Source organism: Ruegeria sp. YTSC230 (assembly GCF_059609665.1).
The window spans coordinates 1-22,541 of sequence record NZ_JBXWMC010000005.1; the positions used below are offsets into that span (position 1 = coordinate 1).

Sequence of the window (22,541 nt, forward strand, 5' to 3'; positions counted from 1 at the left end):
AACGTCGTGACGTTCCTGGTATCCAGGCACCTGCAACAAGTACATACGCGCATGCTCAATGTAATCCGGACGAGGTCCGACCAGGCTCATATCACCTTTGAAAACATTGATGATTTGTGGTAACTCATCCAGACGGCTGCGACGCAGGAACCGGCCCAGCGGCGTGATCCTGTCTTCCTCAAGCGGGCAATCCGCGCTGCGCTCGATCTTCCGAGCCGGGCGCATCGAGCGAAACTTGTACGCCGTGATACGCCGTGAAAGGTTTGCAGTTTTGGCCCATGCGCTCTTGCGCAAAAAAAAGCGGTCCCTTGTTCCAGAACGGGTTCAATATCAACAAAAGTACACCGCATAACGACATCAAAGGTAGCAGGAAAAGCGCACTGATCAAAAGATCAAACGCCCGCTTAACAATCTGAAACACAAAACTACGAAAAGGGCTGGAAAAACGACGCTTACCAATCGAACCAGAGCTATCATCCTCAGAAAAACTGGAATCAAACATCTCTACAATAGAACCTGATCATAATCTTTTATTACACACGCAAAGAGGGATGAGTTTTCGTTAATCGCTTAGTAAGCTCTTCGTGAGGTTGTCAATAGTTGTCAATCGGATTCGGCCCATATGTCGATGCATTTCACCTGCTATGTTGCATAAAAGGGTAGGTACGAATTCCCCACCTGAACCCATCCTGATAGCTGGAAGTGGTGAGGTATTATTCCACCGCAAAACGCAAGGCCGCAAATAGACCGTCGTACAGCTCAGTAAAAAAGGGGAGGGTCGTCGCCGATCTGTTTTGATTGGATAATGGTTTGCGTCGATCCTATCCGCTTTAGGTCATCCCGCCGCGTAAGAATGCCACGCAGCCCAAGCCAACGACGGCCGGAACCGCGTCAAAATAAGATGCTCGGTGTGAGGTACATCAGTCAGAACTTCATGGCCAAGCGCTTTGACCGGTAAGCCCCGAAGATCCGGCCCAGAGGCGCTACCTTCGACAAATCTTATCTCGGATAAAGCCCCTAATTTGTACAAGAAAGGTATGTGACAATGTCAGTCTGCCCAAAGCCTGACAAAGGCTACACCCGAAGGCTTTTTAGTATCGAAATTAGGTCCCGGGTTGTCTCGGTCAAAAGGCATCTATAAGCAGACTTCACTGTTAGTTCTTACTGTTCGAGATTGTGCGCGATGCTCATTGCTCCTGTTATCCTCTGTGGTTTTGTCGACAATCGTCCCCAAGACCCAGTCGACAAAAGATCAGCGTATTTTTGCCTTCCTGTCTTCTTCGGATGAATCCCATGAAAATTGTAGTTGCTGGCCTCGGTTATGTGGGGCTGTCCAATGCGGTGCTTTTGGCGCAGCATAATGAGGTTACGGCGGTCGACATTTCTGAGGCGCGCGTGCAGATGGTAAACGACGGCCAGTGCCCGATTGTAGATCCCGACCTAGAAGAGCTTCTTGCCACCCGCGAGCTGAGTCTCAGGGCCACTACAAATGGCAACGCAGCTTATGAAGATGCGGATTACGTTGTCGTTGCGACGCCCACGAACTATGATCCGAAGACCAATTCCTTTGATACGTCCAGTGTCGAAGCCGTTGTGGCCGAAGTTCTGCAGGTGAATCTCACCGCCACGATCGTTATCAAATCCACTATTCCGGTAGGTTTCGTGCGCGACTAGCGCGCCCGGATGGAGACCGAACAGGTGATCTTTTCGCCCGAGTTCCTTCGTGAGGGGCGCGCGCTTTACGACAATCTGTACCCGTCCCGTATCATCGTTGGCGAACGTTCTGAACGGGCGCGTGTATTTGCGGATTTGCTCCTTGAAGGGGCAAGGAAGAATGATGTCGAAATCCTGTTTACCAATCTGAATGAGGCTGAGGCGATCAAGCTTTTTGCCAATACTTACCTCGCGATGCGCGTAGCGTTCTTTAATGAACTTGATAGTTATGCAATGGCGGGTGGTATGGATACTCGTCAGATCATCCAAGGCATCAGTCTCGATCCGCGCATTGGTGCGCATTACAACAACCCTTCCTTTGGCTATGGCGGTTATTGCTTGCCCAAAGACACCAAGCAGCTGCTGGCCAACTACAACCACGTCCCGCAAAACTTGATCCGCGCCATCGTGGACGCAAACCGCACCCGCAAGGATTTCCTGTCCGACCAGATTCTGATGAAAGGTCCCAAAGTGGTCGGCATCTATCGTCTTGTGATGAAGGCGGGGTCGGACAATTACCGACAGTCTTCGATCCAGGGGATCATGAAGCGGTTGAAAGCCAAGGGTATCAAGGTCATCGTCTATGAACCGGTTCTAGAGGACGATGATTTTTTCAGAAGTCCGGTAGTCTCTGACCTTGAAGCCTTTAAGGCCGAAGCGGACCTGATCGTGACCAACCGGCTGACAGATGAGATCGCAGATGTGTCTGCTAAGGTTTTCACCCGCGATCTTTTTGGGGCTGACTGAACGCCCGAGATCAAGTGTTTCACGATAGCTGACGAACAGGGCCGGCAGTATGACATCGAAAACCACCGCAATTGGTGTGAGCTTGTCATGAAAGTGCAGGATATCACTGGCTAACAGCCGATGGATCAATTGACCGTCTGCTTTTGATCTTGTGTGGCGGTTCATCGTGCCCAGATTGATGATAGATCAGATCTTCCGCTTTGGTTGGTTCCGTGATCCCCGGTTAGTTGACACTCAGAGTTGGCCGTTAGCCCGCAGGTGCACGATCACGCGGCTTGCCATATTTGCGCATCGCTTGCCTCCGAATGGAAAGATCGCTTCGAATCCACCACGAACCTGTCGTTCAAGCGCTGAGCGCAGTCGGCGACGGGCGCGGAATAGGCGCGTTTTTACGGTGACCGGATTGATCTGAAGCTCACGGGCGATGGCCATAACGCTCATATCTTCGGATTCCCGCAACAAAAACGGAAGGCGCATATCGGGTGGCAGTTCGGAAACCGCGGTTTCCAATAATCCGCGGAGTTGTGCCCGACCTATGGCGGCATCGGGAAGTTCCGAATTTTGACCGGGAAATGTCAGGACCCGAGACAGGTGGGTTTCCTCAACAGTGTCGTACTCTTCCTCTGGCCGAAAACGTCTGCGTTGCATGCGAGCGGTATTGATGACGATCCGGGTTATCCAAGTCGAAAAGCTTGCCCGTTCCTGAAAACTGTCCAGTTTGCTGAAAGCCGACATATAGGCCTCTTGCAGCGCGTCTTCGGCCTCGGCCTCTGTATCAACAATGCCTCGGGCAACGCGGAACAGACGCGGGTTCAGACGACGGACAAGTTCACGGACGGCCGTTTCGTTTCCGCTCCGGGCGCCGGCCACAAGCTCTGCTTCGGATTTAGCTGTTCCATATAGGGCTTCCTTCGCGTGACTTGTCCCGACCGTCATGATCCGTCCTTTCGCTTGATGTTACCTTTCGCGATTATTTCCTGTGCCAATGGCAATGCCTCCAAAACCTGATCGGATACATCGCTTTGATCTTCCGAGGCTCCTTCCCAACCCGCATCGGCGGGGGTCCCCACCACAATGCGGCCGACCATCGCCGCCATTTCGTGGGGCAGGCAATAGTAATCGTACAACCCGGGAGCTGTCAGAGTGACCTCGAAAAATGCATCGGGCAGCAGAAAGTCGCTGTCCCAGGGGTCCGCCGCCGCAGGAATGCGACGCATTCGGTCATAAAACTTGGGGTGATAGGCGGTCACCGTATGGCTGTTTCCCGGGTCTCGGTTGGTGAAACGGATGGTGGAGCCCGGTGCCACTGACAGGCCCAAGGGATCAAACCAGACCCTCTCGCCACGCGCGCTGCCGCGCATTTCAACATTGATAACTGTTTGTGCACCTGATGATCGTGTGACTGCGCAGGTAGCGATCGCGCCACCTGCGAGCCACAGCGCATGGCGTCGCGTGCAGATCATTTGGCCAGCCGTTCTTTTGCCCCCTCATCATGGAACAGCACGACATGTGCGTGGGGCTTTTCCACCCCGGGGTGACCGGCGTTGAAGTAAACATCTGTCGAACTGACAGTGTGCGACCCCAGACCCAGCCCGTCGAATGAAACTCCGTTCTGCAGATCGTCAAGCGGGGTCATATAGACCGTTGCCGACAACTGCCCATCGCGATCATAAGCCAGGAACGGACCAGCGGGCAGGGTGGCCGGGTCTACAAACAGCGTGCCAAGGCCCGGGATAAATTCCGGCAAAGGAAGCACGTCGCTCACTTGCACATAAGGATCACCGGCGGGCGCATTCATAAGAGGCTTTTCGTCATGCGCAGCGGCAAGCGTTGTGGTGGCGAACAACAGTCCGATTGCAGACACAGAGATTTTAGTCATGGGCTTGTCCTTTCCATAGTTCACATCCGGTGCGTCACAATTGGCACCTGTGTTATTGGATGCGCAGCGCGCGAAAAGGTTCCCAAGTTTCTTCGATGGTTTTTGATGGCCAACCGTATTGTGGGCAGCTGCGCGGGGTTTCCGAGTGATCAGGAATGTGTTTGCGACGTTCATGCCTAGACTAGCTTTGCTAGTGGATGGCACTCCACCTTATGCCCAAATCCGACAGATGCCTTTGAACCCGTCCGGGATAGTCAGACACGATTGCGTCCACGCCCAGATCAATCATCTTGTCGATGTCTTCGTGTTCATTGACAGTCCACACTGCGACGCACAGGCCCAGCTTCTTGGCAAGAACCACGTTTTCAACGGTCACATCCGCAAAATACGGACACCAAAGCGCACCGCCCGCTTCTTTGACCAACTTTGGAATTTCATCGCGACGGCCGCGAAAGTCCGGACAAACTGCTTTTGATGAATCCTCGCCCACATCGTCCGCGTTATCGGGAAGTTGCGTCAGGTACGAAGACGGCATATCGGGGGCCTGTCGCTGACATTCTTCCAAGAGATTCCAGTCAAAGCTGTGCAGAACCGCACGCGACGACAAACCCTTGGCGCGAACGTCTTGAAGAACCCGGCCGACGAAGCTCTGTCTGTAAACCGCATCATGTGCCAAATCAGGATCTGACTTTAGTTCGAGCATCAGACAGGCATCGCGGTATTTTGGGTCATCGACCAGTTCCAGCAGGTTCATCAGCGTTGGAACACGAACACCGTCCATTTGGGCCTGGTCTGGAAAACGACGACCATAGGCCGAATGCCCATCCAACCGTCCGATGTCGAATTGCTGCATCTGTTCGACGGTCAACGAGGAAACCTTTGGTTCTTCTCCCACCAAAAATCGACCATCGGCGTCTCGAAATGTCGGTGCGTGTAGTCGGTGGTTATGGGTTATGACCGGAACGCTATCTGCGGTCAGAACGACATCAAATTCCAGGAGCGGGACGCCGATGGACAGCGAAAAGTCAAAGCCAATCATGCTGTTTTCGGGTAAAACGCCGCGTGCGCCCCGATGCCCCACAACCCGGATCAGGTTTTCACCGCCACGAAAGGCTTCAACCTGTGGAAACGTCATCAGCTTTGCAGCCTTTCACCGGTTGAATGGTCAAACAGGTGCATATTCTCTGAGGCGATCGAAAACCGCATGTTCGGATGCTGGCCTTCGATTGGGTGGACACCTGGAAGGCTTATCGTAATCGCGTTGCCAGAGCCTTTGAGCTGACCGTGCAATAGTGTGTTTGCCCCCAACGGTTCCGCAATCTGAATCGTAGCTTCCAGCGGACCGTTTTCATCCAACAACAGATGCTCTGGTCGTATCCCCAACTTTACTGCGATATCAGGCCCCTGAGATGCGCCAACCTCAATTTCTCCGATCTTGACCGTCCCGTTTTCACGGCGGGCATCAAACACGTTCATCGCAGGGCTGCCAATAAACTGCGCCGCGAACAGAGTTCTGGGTGTTTCGTAAACTTCCAGTGGCGTTCCAATCTGCTCGGCGATACCGCCATTCATCACGATCATTCTGTCGGCCATCGTCATGGCCTCGACCTGGTCGTGCGTAACGTACAGGGAGGTGACTCCAAGCTTTTCCTGGAGCTCACGGATTTCCAGGCGCATCTGAACACGCAGTTTGGCATCGAGGTTCGAGAGCGGCTCATCAAACAGGAAGACTGCTGGTTCGCGAACAATGGCACGGCCCATGGCCACCCTTTGGCGTTGACCGCCCGACAGCTGTCTGGGCTTACGATCCAGCAAAGGTTCCAACTGCAATAGCTTGGCCGCGTCTGTCACCTTTTGATCGATCTGATCTTTGGGAAGTCCGGCAATCTTCAGGCCGTAACCCATATTCTGACGCACGGACATGTGCGGGTAGAGCGCATAGTTCTGGAACACCATCGCGATGTCCCGATCCATAGGCTCTTTGTCGTTGGCCCGTTCCTCGCCGATCCGGATTTCCCCGGACGTAACCGTTTCCAGCCCTGCCACCATTCGCAGTAGCGTGGATTTACCGCAGCCCGAGGGGCCGACGATCACGATGAACTCTCCGTCTGCGATATCGACATCAATACCGTGGATCACATCCGTCGGGCCAAAACTCTTTTTGACGTTCTCTAGGGTTACTGTTGCCATTTCTTATTTCTCGCTATCGACAAGGCCGCGGACAAAGAGCTTTTGCATCGACACCACAACGATGACCGGTGGGATCATTGCCAGAATTGAGGTCGCCATGATTGTGGGCCAATGCGCAAAATCATCACCCGACGGGAACATCTGCTTGATGCCCATCACGATGGTGTTCATTTCAGGATCTGTAGTTATCAGCAGCGGCCACAGGTATTGGTTCCAGCCGTAGATGAACAAGATCACAAACAGCGCCGCGATATTGGTCCGGCTCATGGGCACAACGATGTCGATGAAGAACCGCATCGGGCGGGCGCCATCCACGCGGGCAGCTTCGGCCAGTTCATCAGGGATCGTCAGGAAGAACTGACGGAACAGGAAGGTCGCCGTTGCCGAAGCGATCAGGGGAAAGATCAGACCGTAATAACTGTTGAGCATGCCAAACCCGGCCACAACCTCGAAGGTTGGGACGATGCGCACCTCGACCGGCAGCATCAGGGTCAGGAAGATCAGCCAGAAAAACGTCGTACGGCCTGGAAACTTGAAGTAGACAATCGCAAAAGCGGACAGCAGCGAGATGATGATTTTGCCCACCGCGATGCCAATTGCCATCACCAGGCTGTTGAACAGCATCGTCGCAACGGGCACGTTTACACCTGAGAACAGCGCCGCTTTGTAGTTCACCCAGAACTGATCACCCGGTACCACGGGCATTGGTGGCGAGACGATGTCTGCCTGGGTCACGGTCGAGGCTACAAAGGCCAGCCAGATCGGGAAAAAGATGATCAAAACGCCTAGGATCATGAAGGCGTGGGTGAACCAGATGCCTACGCCGCGTTTTTCGACCATTCCGTGTTGTTGGGCTGCCATCAGTAATGCACCCTCTTTTCCACGTATTTGAACTGAATGACGGTCAGCAGGCCGACAACAATCAACAGGATGACAGATTGTGCCGATGATGACCCTAGATCCTGACCAACAAACCCATCTGAGAAGACCTTGTAGACTAGGATCGTCGTCGCCTGTTGTGGGCCTCCGCCAGTGATCGTGTGGATCACTCCGAAGGTCTCAAAGAAGGCATAGACAACATTCACCACCAGCAGGAAGAATGCAGTCGGAGACAGCAGCGGCAGCACAATCGTGAAAAACCGGCGCCAGAAATGCGCGCCGTCAATCGCCGCCGCTTCGATGACCGAGCGGGGAACGGATTGCAGCGCTGCAAAGAAGAACAGGAAGTTATAACTGATGCGGCCCCAGGCCGAGGCGACAACAACCAACCCCATAGCTTCGGTGTCGTTCAGGACATGGTTCCAGTCATAGCCGAGCTGGCTGAGATACCACGCCACCACACCGACGCGTGTATTGAACATGAACAGCCACAGCACACCAGCCACGGCGGGGGCCACAGCATAAGGCCAGATCAGCAATGTGCGATAAACACCCGAACCTTTAATGAGCCTATCTGCGATAACTGCCAGAAATAGCGCCGGAATCATTGAACAGAGCGTCACAAGCGTCGAAAACACGGCGGTTGTGACGAAAGATGCGCGATAATACTTGTCGCTCAGCAGGAACTCAAAGTTGCCGAGCCCCACAAACTGCGACGACAGACCGAACGGGTCGGGAATGAACAGGGACTGCCACACCGCCTGACCGGCAGGATAGAAGAAGAAGACGGCGGAAATGATGACCTGAGGGGCGATCAGCGCCAATGGCAATAGCCAGCCGCGAAAGGTGACGCGTTTTTCCATCCTGAATTTCCACCGAAGAAAGATAATGCGGGCCCGAAAAGGACCCGCATGAAGTTATGACTTATTGATTGGCGGATTCGAAGCGGCGCAGCAGCGCGTCACCACGTTCCTTCGCGCTATCCATCGCTTCCTGAGCAGTTTTCTCACCGGCCCAGACGGCCTCAAGTTCTTCGTCGATGATACCACGGATCTGGTCGAATGACCCCAGACGCAGACCTTTGGAATTCGCGGTCGGCTCTTTCGCGGTCATCTGGATCACAGCGATGTCGGTGCCGGGGTTTTCGTCATAAAAACCTGCCGCACGTGTCGCATCACCCGCTTCGGCCGTGATCGGAAGGTAGCCGGTGTTCTGATGCCAGGCCGATTGCACGTCGGACGATGACAGGAAGCTCAGGAATTCTCCGACGCCCTTGTACTCTTCAGGGTCATGACCTTCCATTACCCAAAGGGATGCGCCACCGATTATGGTGTTCTGCGGCTCACTCGTGACGGCTTCCCAGTAGGGCAGCGGACGGACGTCAAAATCGAATTCGGCCTCTGCCTTGATGCCCGCGTAACCGGCTGAGCTTTCAGTGAACAATGCGCATTCGCCTGACCGGAAGTTCGCGCCACCTTCGTTTCTGCGACCGGTGTAGATGAACTTGCCATCCTTGGCCCAGTCACCCATCGCGGTCAGGTGTGCCACCTGCGCCGGACCGTTCAGCATCAGTTCGGTATCCAGACCGGCAAAACCGTTGTCCTGAGACGCGAATGGAACGTCGTGATAGGCCGACATGTTTTCAAGATGGATCCAGCTTTGCCATGCTGTGACCAGCGGGCAGTCTTCGCCGCCAGCTTTCAACTGCTCAAGCACGTCACCAACTTTTTCCCAAGTGGACAGATCCGTGTCTGGATCAACGCCTGCCGCTTCGAACGCGTCTCGGTTGACCCAAAGAACTGGCGTGGATGAGTTGAAGGGCAGCGAAAGCATGTCCCCGTCAGTGGTTGTATAGTATCCTTTGACGGCACCGATATACGCGTCGGGATCAAAAGACGCGCCACTTTCAGCCATCACTTCGTAGACGGGCCGGATCGCACCTTCGGCTGACATCATCGTTGCCGTGCCGACCTCGAATACCATCAGGATTTGCGGCTGCTCACCGGCGCGGAAGGCAGCGATCCCCGCGTTCAGGGTTTCCGAGTAGTTGCCCTTGTGGCTTTCAACCACAACATACTCGTCCTGACTGGCGTTGAATTCTTCCACTTGGGCTTTGACAAGCTCTCCAAGGCGGCCGGTAAAGGCGTGCCAGAACTGGACCTCGGTTTGTGCCATTGCCGCCACTGGAGACAATGCAGTTGTTACGGCGAGAGCGCCGAGAAAATTCTTTTTCATGATTCCTCCCATGCATCAGGTTCGATGCTTCGTTGAATACCGACCGCAACGGGTAAACGGCACACATGACGATTTCACGACGTTAACGTTACAGAAATATAATTCAAGCCCAATTTACTGGATAAAAAAATAACATAGTGTTATGAGGCGAGGGCGGCAGATTGGGATCGGTAATGAGTCAAATTCTTAGGGTTCGGCAGTTAGAAGCCCTTATGGCTGTCACCACCAACGGCTCTGTCACGGCGGCAGCGGCTGACCTGGGGGTGAGCCAGCCAGCCGTCAGCAGGTTGCTTTCGGATCTTGAAAAGTCACTTGGGTTTCAGCTTTTCGATCGCCGCGAAGGCCGGTTGGTGCCGACGCAGGAAGTGCGGTATCTTTTGCCCAGCGTCGAGCGCGTTCTAGAACTGATGAGGCAAATTTCTGACGTCAGCCAGGACATCACACAGCGTAAAGCAGGGCACATCCGTGTTGCATGCTTGCCCGGATTTGCCACCAGCCATTTGCCCGACGTTGTCGCCAGATTCTTGAAAGATCGGCCCGGCGTAACCCTGACGATCGAACCTGACAGACCCGAGCGCATTCTCGAATGGATGATCGGCGAGCAGTATGATTTCGGGATCACAGACAGCTTTAACGGTCACCCCGCCGTCGAAAGCTGGGATATCGAGGTCCGGACGGTTTGTGTGTTCCCCACCGGAAGTGAATTGGAAAACCTCACCGAGGTTACTCCGACGGACCTCGTAAACAGCAAAATTATCCACACGCGACGCGACAGCGACTTTTTCGGGCGGCTCTCAAAAGCGTTTCAAAGTGCCAATGTGGAATTGAATTCCCATATTGAAGTCAGGCAGTTCACGGCGGCATGTGAATTGGCCGTGAAAGGCGTTGGCGTTTCCGTCGTGAGCGAACTGGACGCCGTCCAATACGCAGCCCACGGGTTAAGCTATCGACCGTTCAAGCCATTTCTGCCGCATACTCTTTCTCTTGTTCGACCAATTTTGAAGCAACCTTCACTGGTGACTCTGGAATTCATCGAACAGTTCCGAGACAGCCTTGAGCCTTTCAAGGCAGAATAGGGCGGTCGAAATTAAATGTTGCAACCGGTTGCAAAAATATTGATTGTGTCACCTGAGAATTGATTCGGGGGACCGTATGTTGAAGATCGGATTGCTGGGGGCCGGACGTATTGGTCGCGTGCATGCGGAAGCGATTTCGGCACACCCCAAAACCGAATTGACAGCTATTTCAGATGCGGTGAATGATGCCGCTGTCGGATTGGCTGCTGAGTACGGGGCCAGGGTGCAAAGCTCTGACGAGATTATCGGTGATTCTACGATTGATGCGGTTCTGATCGCAACGCCGACAGATACGCATTCCGACCTGATCGAAGCGGCAACGCAGGCCGGCAAAGCGGTCCTGTGCGAAAAACCCGTCGATCTGGACCTTGAGCGAGCAAATATTTGTCAAAAAGCCGCGGGCGCGACTGGTCAACCGGTCATGCTTGGCTTCAACCGTCGCTTCGACCCAAATTTCCAGGCGCTCAAAGCCGCCTATGATGCGGGCGAGGTCGGTAAAGCTGAACTCTTGTCCATTACGTCGTTTGATCCGGCGCCGCCTCCGGTAAGTTATGTCAAGGTATCGGGCGGTTTGTTCCGGGACATGATGATTCATGATTTTGATATGGCCAACTACCTGACGGGGCAAATTCCTGTCACCATTTCAGCCGTGGGAACCTCGGTCGTCGATCCGGAAATAGGGCAGGCCGGTGACGTGGATACGGCTGTGGTAACAATGGCTTACGCGGATGGTAGCCTCGCTGTTATCAAGAACTCGCGGCGGGCAGCATACGGATATGATCAACGGGTCGAACTGCTAGGCTCAAGAGGCCTTTTGCAGGCGCATAATGTTCTTGAGAATTCAATTGTTAAATCAACGGCCGATGGCGTGACCGGAGCGAAGCCAACATACTTCTTTCTTGAACGCTACATGGCCGCTTACCGCGCCGAATGGGATGCGTTTACGTGCGCCATTCAGTCCGGCTCGGACGTGCCGGTAACACTTGAGGATGGTGTCGCGGCGTTGGCAATGGCCGAAGCCGCAACGCGCTCGGCGAAGTCCGGAAGGCCCGTGGCGATGGAGGAAGTTTTTTGAAACCGGTTGCAAAATGATCGGATTTCCGGAAACTGAAGGAAGCCCGGTCACCGATCGGAGCAGACGAGATTCGGTTTAGCCGAATGGCCGGGCAGACCCGGCACCAAGATTGAATTTTCTATTGGGAGGAATGGAAATGAAAAAAATCGTTAAAGGTGTGCTGATGGCCAGCGCAGTCGCATTTGCCGGCGCCACAGGCGTTGCGGCAGAAGGCGAGAAGTATATTCTGGTCAGCCATGCTCCGGACAGTGACAGCTGGTGGAACACCATCAAAAACGGTATTGCCCTGGCGGGCGATCAGATGGGTGTTGAGGTCGAATATCGCAACCCGCCTACCGGTGACCTTGCCGACATGGCGCGGATCATCGATCAAGCCGCAGCTTCGGGACCCAATGGTATCATCACTACGCTGGCCGACCCGGACATTTTGGAAGGTCCGATCAAAGCCGCCGTGGATTCCGGTATCGACGTCATCATCATGAACACTGGCACGCCGGAAAAGGCGCGCGAAGTTGGTGCGCTGATGTATGTCGGCCAGCCGGAATATGACGCTGGATTGGCCGCTGGCCAGCGCGCCAAAGACGATGGCATCGGCTCGTTCCTGTGCGTGAACCACTATATCGTGCAGCCATCCAGCCAAGAACGCTGCCAGGGCTTTGCAGACGGTCTGGGCATTGAACTGGGTGAGCAGATGATCGACGCGGGTCAAGACCCGGCCGAGATCAAGAACCGAGTTCTGGCCTACTTGTCGGCAAACCCCGAAACGGAAGCCGTTTTGACACTTGGCCCGACATCGGCTGACCCAACCATTCTGGCGCTGGAAGAAAATGGCATGGCCGGTGACATTTACTTCGGCACCTTCGATCTGGGTGGTGAAATCGTCAAAGGCATCAAAAGTGGTGTGATCCAGTGGGGCATCGACCAGCAGCCCTTCCTGCAGGCCTACCTGCCAGTCGTCGTGATGACGAACTACCACCGCTACGGCGTTCTGCCGGGCAACAACATCAACTCAGGCCCCGGTTTCGTGACCGCTGACGGGTTGGAAAAGATCGAAGAGTTCGCGGGCGAATACCGCTGATCTTCAAGACGGTGCGGACGCATGACGTGTGTCCGCACCACCTGATGCAAGCATTCAGACGAACGCGCCAAGGAGGCAACAATGGCTGAGTCAGCGCAATCCGCAGTCGGTGGTGACGAGCGGGTAAAAGAGATATCACCTCTACGCCAGGCCCTGATACGCCCCGAATTGGGCGGAATGGTTGGCACAGTCGCGGTATTCACGTTTTTCCTGCTGTTCGCTTTTGACAGCGGCATGTTCACCAGCCAGGGCGTGATGAACTGGTCCGTGGTTTCCGCGCAGTTCATGATTATCGCAGTTGGTGCCTGTTTGCTTATGATCGCGGGGGAGTTTGACCTTTCCGTCGGCTCCATGATCGGGTTCGCAGGCATGATGATCGCGATTTTCTCGGTTACTCTTAGCTGGCCGGTCTGGATTGCCATCATGGTGACCTTTGTACTTTGCGTCTCAATTGGGGCGCTGAACGGCTTTATCGTCGTGCGCACCGGATTGCCCAGCTTTATCGTGACACTGGCCTTCCTGTTTATTCTGCGTGGTTTTACCATTTTTCTGCCGCAAACAATCGAGCGGAAAACAATCATTGGCGGCATTCGGGATGTAGCCGAGGGCGATTGGCTGGCATCGGTGTTTGGCGGCAAGATAGGGCAGGGCTTTTTCGTCTGGTTGGGTGATAATGACCTAATCGGAACTTTTGAACGCGGCACGCGCGAGGGTCAGCCGGTGGTTGACGGTATCCCCATGCTGATTATTTGGGCCATCGCGCTTATCATCTTCGGCCATGTTCTTCTGACCAAAACAAAGTTTGGCAACTGGATCTTCGCCTCGGGGGGTGACGCTGAGGCTGCGCGAAACTCGGGTGTTCCGGTGAACAGAGTCAAAGTTCTGATGTTCATGTTCACCGCCTTCTGCGCGACGGTTTTTGCGACCTGTCAGGTTATGGAATTCGGTTCCGCCGGTGCAGATCGCGGGTTGCTGAAGGAATTCGAGGCAATCATCGCCGTGGTGATCGGCGGTGCGCTGCTGACCGGCGGTTATGGCTCGGTCCTTGGGGCGGCGCTTGGGGCATTGATCTTTGGCGTGGTGCAGCAGGGGCTGTTTTTTGCCGGGGTCGAAAGCTCTTTGTTCCGGGTGTTCCTGGGCGTGATCCTTTTGGGTGCCGTGATCCTGAACACTTACATCCGTCGCATCATCACAGGAGAACGCTGAGATGACCGAAGATACCAATTTCCATCACGGTGATGTGCAGGGTCAGGATCCGATTATCCGGATGATCGACATTGAAAAGCACTTTGGCTCTGTGATTGCTCTAGCCGGGGTCAGCTTTGATCTGAAGCCGGGTGAGTGTCACTGCCTTCTGGGTGACAATGGTGCAGGTAAATCGACCTTCATCAAGACGATGTCCGGGGTCCATAAGCCGACAGCTGGCGAGATCATCTTTGAAGACAAACCCATGCATTTTGAGGACCCGCGTGATGCCATCGAAGCCGGGATCGCAACAGTACACCAGCATCTGGCTATGATCCCGCTGATGAGCGTCAGCCGCAACTTCTTCATGGGCAATGAACCCACGCGCAAAGTCGCCGGGATCAGCTTTTTCGACAAGAAGTTGGCCGACGAAATCACCATGGAAGAAATGCGCAAAATGGGTATCAACTTGCGTGGTCCCGATCAGGCTGTGGGTACGTTGTCAGGTGGTGAGCGTCAGACGGTTGCGATTGCACGGGCCGTGCATTTTGGCGCTAAAATCTTGATTTTGGACGAACCGACATCGGCTCTTGGCGTGCGCCAGACTTCGAACGTTTTGGCGACCATCGACAAAGTGCGCAGTCAGGGTGTGGGTGTGGTGTTTATCAGCCACAATGTTCGGCACGCGCTGGCGGTCGGCGATCGGTTTACAGTGTTGAACCGGGGTAAAACTCTGGGCACTGCCAAACGGGGTGAGATTTCGCCCGAAGAACTACAGGACCTGATGGCAGGTGGGCAGGAACTGGCCCAGCTGGAAGGGTCTTTGGGCGGAACGGTCTGACGCGGTCCCGCGCAGACCCAGCTTTCGAAAAACTGGTATTCAACGGACTGGCCGGGTGGCCTTGAGTTGAAAGGGATCAATATGGGCAAAACTATCAGACTGACCGCAGCGCAAGCTCTGGTCCGCTACTTGGGCGCGCAGATGAACGAGGCCGGAGAGCCGTTTATCGCAGGTGTCTGGGCTATTTTCGGCCACGGCAACGTGGCTGGCCTGGGTGAGGCGCTGCATGCTGTAAAAGACAGCCTGCCGACCTATCGCGGCCACAACGAACAGACGATGGCGCATTGTGCTATCGCGTATGCGAAGCAGATGCGGCGCACGCGCGCGATGACGGTGACGTCGTCCATCGGACCGGGCGCGACCAACATGGTGACAGCCGCCGCCTTGGCACATGTGAACCGGTTGCCGGTTCTGATCATCCCCGGGGACATCTTCGCAACGCGTGGTCCCGACCCTGTATTGCAGCAGATCGAGAGCTTTGGGGACGGAACGGTCAGCGCGAACGACTGTTTCAAACCTGTCAGCCGTTACTTCGACCGCATCTCAAGGCCGGAGCATCTGCTAACCGCACTGCCAAGGGCTTTCCGCACGATGACGGACCCGGCCGACTGCGGACCGGCAACACTGGCCTTCTGTCAGGATGTTCAGGCCGAGGCCTACGACTATCCTGCAAGCTTCTTTGAGCCCCGCGTCTGGTATCAGCGTCGCATTCGCCCCGACGAAGGCGAACTGGCCCGCGCCGTCGCTGCCATCAAAGCGGCAAAGCGCCCGGTCATCGTGGCCGGGGGCGGAGTCCACTATTCGGGCGCGACGGACGCGTTGCAGAGTTTCGTGGAAACGCACAATATCCCGATCACCGAGACACAGGCAGGCAAATCCGCCCTGGCATGGGATCATCCACTGAACCTTGGACCCGTGGGCGTGACCGGTGGCGAACCGGCAAACTCGGTCTGCGCTGAGGCTGATCTGGTATTGGCCGTTGGCTCTCGCCTGCAGGATTTCACGACCGGCTCATGGGGTTTGTTTTCGAACCCACAGCGCGAAATGATTTGCCTGAATACCGCTGCCTATGATGCTGAAAAGCACGGCGCGATGCCCCTGCAGTCAGATGCGCGCGTTGGGCTTGAGGAGCTGGGTTCGGCTTTGCAAGGATACCGTGCCGATCCTGTGGCAGATACGCTTAAGGCGGATTGGTACGGCAAGGTCGACAAACTGACCGATGCCCCTGGCGACGGCAATGCGCTGCCGACCGATATGCAGGTGGTTGGTGCGGTTCAGCGAGCCTCGAACAACGATACTGTCGTCATGTGCGCGGCGGGCACCATGCCCGGAGAACTGCACAAGCTGTGGAAGGCCCCGCGTCCGGGTGCCTATCACATGGAATATGGCTTCAGTTGCATGGGGTATGAGATTGCTGGTGCGATGGGCATCAAGATGGCGCAACCGGATCGCGATGTGATCTGCTTTACCGGCGATGGCACCTATATGATGGCGAACTCGGAAATGGCTTCGGCTGCGATGATGGGCATCTCGTTTACCGTGGTCATTACCGATAATCGCGGCTTTGGCTGTATCAACCGTCTGCAGATGGGCACAGGTGGAGCCGAGTTTAACAATCTGCTGGATCATGCTGTGCACGAGAACCCCTCGGCCATCGATTTCGCGGCCCACGCCGCGGCAATGGGCGCGACCTCGGTCAAGGTCAGCTCGATTGCGGAACTGGAAAACGCGCTTGCCAAGCGTGGCGATATCAAAGGGCCTTATGTGGTGGTCATCGACACCGATCCGTACCCCTCGACCGAATACGGCGGGACGTGGTGGGAAGTGGCGGTTCCGGAAGTCAGCATCCGCCCCGAAGTGAACGAAAAACGTGCGGCCTATGAGCTGGCGATCAAGGAAAGAAACACGAAATGAGCGTGAAAATCGGGATTTCTCCGATCGCCTGGCAGAATGATGACCTGCCGGACCTGACCGCGGCGTATACGATGGAACAGGCGCTGAAAGAGGCGCGTGAGATCGGATACACCGGTGTGGAGCGTGGTCAGCGGATGCCCAGTGATACCGAAGGGTTGCGTGCTTATCTGGAAGGCAATGATATCGCGCTCTGCGGCGGGTGGTGCTCGGGTGCCTCGCTGGTCAACGATTTCGAGGCGGAACGTGAGGCTGTGCGGGAACAGGTTGAGCAGTTTGTCGCCCTGAACAGCCCGTGCATCGTCTATGCCGAATGCTCAAACACCGTTCAGGGCCAAGCGGGTACGCCGGTGAACAACCGGCCCAGGCTGACCAAAGACGAAGTATTGGCCTATGCAGCCAAGATCACCGAGCTGGCCAAATGGATGGGCGATCAGGGGATGCCGATGGCCTATCACCATCACATGGGTACCGTCATCGAGACCGAAGATGACGTGAACTGGTTGATGGAAGGTTCCGGCCAGGAGGTGAACCTGTGCTTTGACACTGGACACTTGTTGTTTGGCGGCGGCGATGTGATGGCGACCCTCAAACGCTGGGGCGATCGTGTGCATCACGTGCATTTCAAAGATATCCGCCCGGCTGTGGTGCAGGACGTAAAGGAGAATGATCGCAGCTTTCTCGATGCGGTCGTCGCCGGAGCATTCACCGTACCAGGTGACGGGTGTATCGACTTTCAGGCCGTGGCGAATGCGCTCAAATCCTTGGACTACAACGGATGGATCGTTGTGGAGGCCGAACAGGACCCGGCCAAGGCTCCGCCATACGAATATTCCAAGAAAGGCTACGAGCACATTCTCGACGTCTGTGGACAGGCAGGATTGGAGGTCCAGGCGTAACAACTCTCCCTACGGGGTTAACACCGAAGCCATGAAAAGGAGAAGATCATGGTAAATCAGCAGCTAGGTTTTGTCGGCTATTTCGACCGGGAATCCTGTGATCTGGATGAATTCAAGGTGTTGACCTCGCAGAACCTTACAGCCGATGTCGTCCCGTACGCCGCCACGATCGAAAAGAACGTTCCAGTCTATGACATGGACGAACTGCGCCCTGCGCTGGAAAACGTAGGTAAGCGCAAGGCTCTGCTGGCCGAGTGGGGCCATGTGTTGGACAAATCGTCAGGCGTAATCGTTCTGAAACGTGCGTTCGCTGATACGTCCGTAATTGACCGTGCAACCGATGTCTTTCGCCAGATCATAGTTGACGAAAGACAAAGCGGCGCGGGAGAGGGTGACCACTTTGCGGCGTCCGGGGCCAATGATCGGATCTGGAACGCCCTGCAAAAGCAATGTCTGCGCGACCCCGAGGGTTTTGCCCTCTATTTCGGGAACACGGCTGTTTCTGCAGCCTGCGAGGCGTGGTTGGGGCCAAACTATCAGGTCACGGCACAGATCAATCAAGTGCGTCCAGGCGGTAAAGCGCAGCTGGCGCACAGGGATTACCACCTTGGATTTCAGAGCGCAGAAAGTGCTGCGCGCTACCCCGCACATGCACATCTGGTCACGGCATCACTGACGTTGCAGGGGGCGGTCGCCCATTGCGACATGCCAGTCGAAAGCGGGCCAACGAAGCTGCTGCCGTTCTCGCAGATTTATCCGCCGGGCTACCTGGCGTTTCATGACGAGGGCCACCGCGCGCATTTCGAAGACTGCTATATCCAGCTGGCGCTGGACAAGGGGGATGCTGTGTTCTTCAACCCGGCACTGTTCCATGCGGCTGGTGAAAATCGCAGTGCGGATATCGACCGGATGGCGAACTTGTTGCAAATCTCATCTGCATTTGGCCGCGCAATGGAAGCTGTTGACCGACGGTCTATGTCCGAGGTGGTATTTCCGTCGCTTGTTGCGTTGAAACAACGTGGTGAGCTTATCGGGGCCGAACTGGATGCAGTCATCGCCGCCACGGCAGAGGGATACCCGTTCCCGACCAATCTGGATACGGATCCTCCGGTCGGTGGCAACGCCCCGGAAAGTCAGGCCGACATTTTGCGTCGTGCTGTGTCTGAAGGATGGACCGAACAACAATTGGCCGAGACATTCTCGGCGCTGCAAACAAGGCAAGCTGCCTGAAGGAATACGGGCGGGCATTCCAAGCCCGCCCCACACGGAGAAAAACACATGGCCGACCTGCTCAAAAAGCCCTTTGGGACCAGAGGTAAAGTGCATGAAATCACTCCGACCAGTGCCGGGTGGCGCTATGTGGGGTTTGGGCTTTACCACCTTCGGGCAGGCGATACAGTGGCCGAGGCAACGGGTGATCGCGAGGTCATTCTGGTCATGGTCGAGGGCAAGGCCCGCATCGCCGGAGCTGAGCGGGACTGGGGTGTTCTGGGCGATCGGATGAACGTTTTTGAGAAGACTCCGCCGCACTGTCTTTATCTGCCGAACGGCACAGAATGGACGGCCACAGCCGAAACGGATTGCGTGATTGCGGTGTGTACAGCCCCGGGCAAGAGTGGCCACTCTGCGCGACGCATCGGCCCCGAAGGCATTACTCTGACCGAGCGCGGAAAGGGCGTAAATACGCGCTATATCAACAATATAGCGATGGAGAATGAGGACTATGCCGATAGCTTGCTGGTGACCGAAGTGTTTACGCCAAGCGGGCATTGGTCATCGTATCCCAGCCATCGACATGATGAAGATGATTTTCCGCGGATCACCTATCTGGAAGAGACCTACTACCACCGCCTGAACCCGGCAAACGGGTTCGGGATCCAGCGTGTCTATACCGATGACGGGCAATTGGATGAGACTATGGCTGTATCCGATGGCGATGTTGTTTGCGTGCCCCGCGGTCATCACCCATGCGGCGCACCTTATGGGTTCGAGATGTATTATCTGAACGTTATGGCCGGACCGCTGCGCAAATGGCGCTTTGTTCCGGCCCCCGAAGTTGAATGGATCATGGAGCGCGACGCGTAACGCCCACGCCTACCTTTGCGCGGGCGCACCAAAGGCCCGAATGACCATGCGGGCTGCCGCCTCAACCGGGTCGTGGGTCTCTTTCAGGATTGCCACGCGGTCAAATCTGTCAGGGTCTCGGTTGACTGCCTCGCGCAGCGCGTTACCAAATGCCATGCGCAGTTCGGTACCGATATTGAACTTGCAGATCGACGTTTCCCGCGCCAACCGGCTGCGTTGTTCCACAGGCACGCCAGAGCCGCCATGAATGACCAACGGAACACTTGTCGCAGCGTCGATTTCGGCGATGCGAAACTCGTCCAATCCGCCTTCTTTGTTTTGTTGCAGATGAACGTTTCCGACTGAGATGGCCATTGCGTCCACGCCGCTTTCACGAGCGAACTGCGCGGCCTCGTTTGGGTCTGTCCCGTTCGATCCTTCGCCGCCGGAATAGCCGACAAAGCCGATCTCACCTTCGCAGGAAATACCTGCCGCATGGGCCATTTCGGCAATGGCAGCAGTTTCGTCGATGTTTCGCTGCAGCGGCTTGCGTGACCCGTCGAACATGAGCGATGTGAACCCGCTGTCCAATGCGATCTTGCAGTCCTCGAATGTATAACCGTGATCCAGATGGGCCACGACAGGAACCGAGGCATTCTCGGCCAGGAAGCGAAACATCTTGCCCAGAACAGGCAGGGGCGTGTGTTCGCGGCAGCTTGGACCAGCCTGAAGGATCACCGGCGCATTTTCCGCCTCGGCTGCGGCTACATAGGCGCGCATATCCTCCCATCCCAGTGTAACAAGCCCGCCAACAGCGTAGCCGTTTTCGTATGCGGGGGCGAGGACGTCTTTGAGTGTGGCGAGGGTCATTTGAATTTGGCAATCATGTCTTTGATGCCTGGAATGGTCTCGACCTGATAGGCATGGGTTGGTTGGAAAAACTGAACCAGCGAACGCTGGGTCAGACCGCCAAGGATGGTGAAATAGTACATCTCGTATCCCGGCAGAACACAGCAGGGGTGATAGCCCTTGTCGATGCAGATCGTTGAGCCGTCGACGATGTGGTACGCGTCGCCCGGTTCGTTGTCCTCACGCTGCAACATCTGAAGGCCCGATCCCCAGTTGGGTTTGAAACGGAAATTGTAGGTCTCGTCGTGCCGCGTCTCGTTGGGCAGACGGTTCGTGTCATGCTTGTGGCTGGGGAAGCCTGACCAGCCGCCCTGTCCCACGGTGAACAGCTCACTGATCAGCAGGCGACCCACTTTGTCGTGCTGTTTCTGGCCGAGGATGTGTTTGATTTTGCGATGCGTTTTAGTGTCGTCGCTGCCGTATTGCACAAGGTCGTGTTCACGCACATCGAACGGATCCAGTACCTTGTCGTACTTGGCGCCCGCTATGAAGATTTCGGTTTCATCCGACACGCAGACCAGTTGGACCTTAGCGCCGACCGGCACATAAACGCCTTCCGGATCCCCATCCCAGACGTCTTCGCCCCGCTTGCCCAGCTTGGCGAACTGCTCGCCTTCTACGTCGACATCGACACTGCCCGTGGCGGGCACGATACACGTCTCATAACCGGGCACCTGATATTCAAACGCTTCGCCCTTTTTCAGTTTGACGATGTTGAAGTAGTTCAGCGGAACCGTTGGATCATCGGCGTCGACGATCGGTTTGTTCTGATTGTCATAGGGAGCGATGTGCATGAGGGGTTCCTATGTCGTTGGGCCGGGATTGGCCGCAAGAAATGCGTCCAGTTCCGGAGTTGTTGGCATGGCCGGAGCGCAGCCGGGCTTGGACACGACGATCGAGGCACAGGCTGAACCGCGCATAACCGCTTCTTTAGGCTCGCTTCCAGCGGCGATCGAGGCCAGCAGGCCGGCCATGAAACTGTCGCCAGCACCGTTGGGTTTGACTGCGGTGACGGGATAGATGCCGGTTTCGATTTCCTGCCCATCCACCAGAGTTACCGCGCCTTTTTCGCCCATCTTGTAGATCACGATCCGGCCCGGTTTCGCCGCCAACTCCTTGGCTTTGGCGAAGCCTTTGTCGATGCCTCCTGCCATGAAACCAAATTCTTCGTCATTGCCGACGATTAGATCGCTTGCTTCGCCCGCGCGCGACAGGACTTCGGAGGCGACCTCAGGTGATGGCCAACTGTAGGGACGGTAGTCTATGTCAAAAATTATCGGCAAACCCGCCTTGCGGGCGTTTTCGAACGCGCGAAACGTGGCGCTGCGCGAGGGTTCAGCGGCAAACACCGTTCCGGCAGATATCACAGCTGAAAATTTGCCGTAGTCGACCTTGTTCATGTCATCCTGGGTCACCTGAAAGTCGACTGCGCCGTTGCGGTAGATGACATTCTGAAATTCTTCGATCCGGCTTTCGTAAACGGCTAGAGACATGCGGTATTCACCACCGACGACGCGGATATAGGATGTGTCTACACCGTAGTGAGCAAGTTTATTCAGGCAGAAGCGGCCAACCGCATCATCTGAGACCGAAGTGATCAAGGATGCCTGGCTGCCCAGTTTGACCAGCCCCGCGCAGATATTTGCCGATGAACCGCCCAGATCGGCGTGAAACGTGTCGGCGTCTTCGCTTTTTACACCAACGGGATCGGCATACAGGTCCATGCCCGCGCGTCCAAAGACCGCGAACCGGTTTCCTTTGATACCGTCTATCAAAGCGCTCACGTCATGTCCTCCGGCAAAAATGGGCTGGCGAGGATCGTTGGTCCTTGCGTTGAATCGATTCACACGATACTGATTT

General features: G+C 55.6%; 22 protein-coding genes and 1 pseudogene. 10 read left to right on the forward strand and 13 right to left on the reverse strand.

The features are described 5' to 3' along the window. Both AC2FD9_RS11080 and AC2FD9_RS11085 read right to left on the reverse strand, forming a co-directional pair. Positions 1-225 (reverse strand): sugar transferase (locus AC2FD9_RS11080; RefSeq protein ID WP_496836865.1); only part of this gene is annotated, 225 nt, incomplete at its 3' end. Beyond that, positions 179-502, reverse strand: coding sequence for a sugar transferase (locus AC2FD9_RS11085; RefSeq protein ID WP_496836867.1), 324 nt, complete (start codon positions 500-502; stop codon positions 179-181). The genes AC2FD9_RS11085 and AC2FD9_RS11080, both read right to left, overlap by 47 nt. Positions 503-1,293: 791 nt before the next feature. On the opposite strand from AC2FD9_RS11085, the pseudogene AC2FD9_RS11090 reads away from it, so the two are divergent. Beyond that, a pseudogene (locus tag AC2FD9_RS11090) lies at positions 1,294-2,460 on the forward strand (nucleotide sugar dehydrogenase). 234 nt (positions 2,461-2,694) lie between these two features. Here AC2FD9_RS11090 and AC2FD9_RS11095 read toward each other — a convergent pair. The 8 genes from AC2FD9_RS11095 to ugpB all read right to left on the reverse strand — a co-directional run bounded on the left by AC2FD9_RS11095 (position 2,695) and on the right by ugpB (position 9,643). After that, on the reverse strand, positions 2,695-3,396 hold the full coding sequence (locus tag AC2FD9_RS11095; RefSeq protein ID WP_496836869.1) for an RNA polymerase sigma factor: 702 nt from the start codon (positions 3,394-3,396) through the stop codon (positions 2,695-2,697). After that, positions 3,393-3,923, reverse strand: a complete 531-nt coding sequence (locus tag AC2FD9_RS11100; protein WP_496836872.1) for a cupredoxin domain-containing protein — start codon at positions 3,921-3,923, stop codon at positions 3,393-3,395. Before AC2FD9_RS11100 ends, AC2FD9_RS11095 begins: the two co-directional genes overlap by 4 nt. Then, complete coding sequence (locus tag AC2FD9_RS11105; protein WP_496836874.1) at positions 3,920-4,339, reverse strand: hypothetical protein; 420 nt, start codon at positions 4,337-4,339, stop codon at positions 3,920-3,922. The genes AC2FD9_RS11100 and AC2FD9_RS11105 overlap by 4 nt, the downstream gene beginning before the upstream one ends. A gap of 190 nt (positions 4,340-4,529) precedes the next feature. Beyond that, positions 4,530-5,474 carry a glycerophosphodiester phosphodiesterase family protein gene (locus AC2FD9_RS11110; protein WP_282169424.1) on the reverse strand — a complete coding sequence of 315 codons (945 nt, stop codon included), beginning with the start codon at positions 5,472-5,474 and terminating at the stop codon, positions 4,530-4,532. Next, a complete protein-coding gene (gene ugpC, locus AC2FD9_RS11115; protein WP_282169425.1) occupies positions 5,474-6,529 on the reverse strand; it encodes a sn-glycerol-3-phosphate ABC transporter ATP-binding protein UgpC in 1,056 nt (351 codons plus the stop codon). Before ugpC ends, AC2FD9_RS11110 begins: the two co-directional genes overlap by 1 nt. 3 nt (positions 6,530-6,532) lie before the next feature. Next, entirely contained in the window at positions 6,533-7,369 is an 837-nt protein-coding gene (gene ugpE, locus AC2FD9_RS11120) for a sn-glycerol-3-phosphate ABC transporter permease UgpE (protein WP_058274572.1), read from the reverse strand. Between the two features lie 20 nt (positions 7,370-7,389). Next, positions 7,390-8,271, reverse strand: a complete 882-nt coding sequence (gene ugpA, locus AC2FD9_RS11125) for a sn-glycerol-3-phosphate ABC transporter permease UgpA (protein ID WP_058274560.1) — start codon at positions 8,269-8,271, stop codon at positions 7,390-7,392. 61 nt (positions 8,272-8,332) lie between these two features. Beyond that, on the reverse strand, positions 8,333-9,643 hold the full coding sequence (ugpB, locus tag AC2FD9_RS11130) for a sn-glycerol-3-phosphate ABC transporter substrate-binding protein UgpB (RefSeq protein WP_058277255.1): 1,311 nt from the start codon (positions 9,641-9,643) through the stop codon (positions 8,333-8,335). Positions 9,644-9,816: 173 nt separating this feature from the next. Between ugpB and AC2FD9_RS11135 the strand changes: the two genes are divergently transcribed. From AC2FD9_RS11135 to iolB, 9 genes are all read left to right on the forward strand, one after another. Further along, a complete protein-coding gene (locus AC2FD9_RS11135; protein WP_496836876.1) occupies positions 9,817-10,719 on the forward strand; it encodes a LysR substrate-binding domain-containing protein in 903 nt (300 codons plus the stop codon). Between the two features lie 76 nt (positions 10,720-10,795). After that, positions 10,796-11,794: an inositol 2-dehydrogenase gene (gene iolG, locus AC2FD9_RS11140; protein ID WP_496836877.1), complete on the forward strand. Its 999-nt coding sequence runs from the start codon at positions 10,796-10,798 to the stop codon at positions 11,792-11,794. Positions 11,795-11,930: 136 nt separating this feature from the next. Beyond that, complete coding sequence (locus tag AC2FD9_RS11145; RefSeq protein WP_058274571.1) at positions 11,931-12,872, forward strand: sugar ABC transporter substrate-binding protein; 942 nt, start codon at positions 11,931-11,933, stop codon at positions 12,870-12,872. An 81-nt stretch (positions 12,873-12,953) separates the two neighbouring features. Further along, positions 12,954-14,078: an ABC transporter permease gene (locus tag AC2FD9_RS11150; RefSeq protein WP_058274556.1), complete on the forward strand. Its 1,125-nt coding sequence runs from the start codon at positions 12,954-12,956 to the stop codon at positions 14,076-14,078. 1 nt (position 14,079) lies between these two features. Continuing rightward, positions 14,080-14,898, forward strand: coding sequence for an ATP-binding cassette domain-containing protein (locus AC2FD9_RS11155; protein ID WP_058274555.1), 819 nt, complete (start codon positions 14,080-14,082; stop codon positions 14,896-14,898). Positions 14,899-14,979: 81 nt separating this feature from the next. Continuing rightward, complete coding sequence (gene iolD / locus AC2FD9_RS11160; RefSeq protein WP_496836878.1) at positions 14,980-16,812, forward strand: 3D-(3,5/4)-trihydroxycyclohexane-1,2-dione acylhydrolase (decyclizing); 1,833 nt, start codon at positions 14,980-14,982, stop codon at positions 16,810-16,812. Next, complete coding sequence (gene iolE / locus AC2FD9_RS11165) at positions 16,809-17,708, forward strand: myo-inosose-2 dehydratase (RefSeq protein ID WP_496836879.1); 900 nt, start codon at positions 16,809-16,811, stop codon at positions 17,706-17,708. The genes iolD and iolE overlap by 4 nt, the downstream gene beginning before the upstream one ends. A gap of 48 nt (positions 17,709-17,756) precedes the next feature. Continuing rightward, on the forward strand, positions 17,757-18,938 hold the full coding sequence (locus AC2FD9_RS11170; protein ID WP_496836880.1) for a phytanoyl-CoA dioxygenase family protein: 1,182 nt from the start codon (positions 17,757-17,759) through the stop codon (positions 18,936-18,938). 48 nt (positions 18,939-18,986) lie between these two features. Further along, positions 18,987-19,793, forward strand: coding sequence for a 5-deoxy-glucuronate isomerase (iolB, locus tag AC2FD9_RS11175; RefSeq protein ID WP_496836882.1), 807 nt, complete (start codon positions 18,987-18,989; stop codon positions 19,791-19,793). 9 nt (positions 19,794-19,802) lie between these two features. Here iolB and AC2FD9_RS11180 read toward each other — a convergent pair whose 3' ends face one another. Genes AC2FD9_RS11180 through iolC form a run of 3 tightly spaced genes read right to left on the reverse strand, consistent with a single transcriptional unit; the run spans position 19,803 to position 22,465 of the window. Then, positions 19,803-20,642 (reverse strand): class II fructose-bisphosphate aldolase, encoded by an 840-nt coding sequence (locus AC2FD9_RS11180; RefSeq protein ID WP_496836884.1) that lies wholly within the window; start codon positions 20,640-20,642, stop codon positions 19,803-19,805. Next, positions 20,639-21,475 carry a 5-deoxy-glucuronate isomerase gene (locus AC2FD9_RS11185; RefSeq protein WP_472725090.1) on the reverse strand — a complete coding sequence of 279 codons (837 nt, stop codon included), beginning with the start codon at positions 21,473-21,475 and terminating at the stop codon, positions 20,639-20,641. The genes AC2FD9_RS11180 and AC2FD9_RS11185 overlap by 4 nt, the downstream gene beginning before the upstream one ends. Positions 21,476-21,484: 9 nt before the next feature. Continuing rightward, complete coding sequence (iolC, locus tag AC2FD9_RS11190; protein ID WP_496836886.1) at positions 21,485-22,465, reverse strand: 5-dehydro-2-deoxygluconokinase; 981 nt, start codon at positions 22,463-22,465, stop codon at positions 21,485-21,487. Positions 22,466-22,541 lie beyond the last annotated feature (76 nt).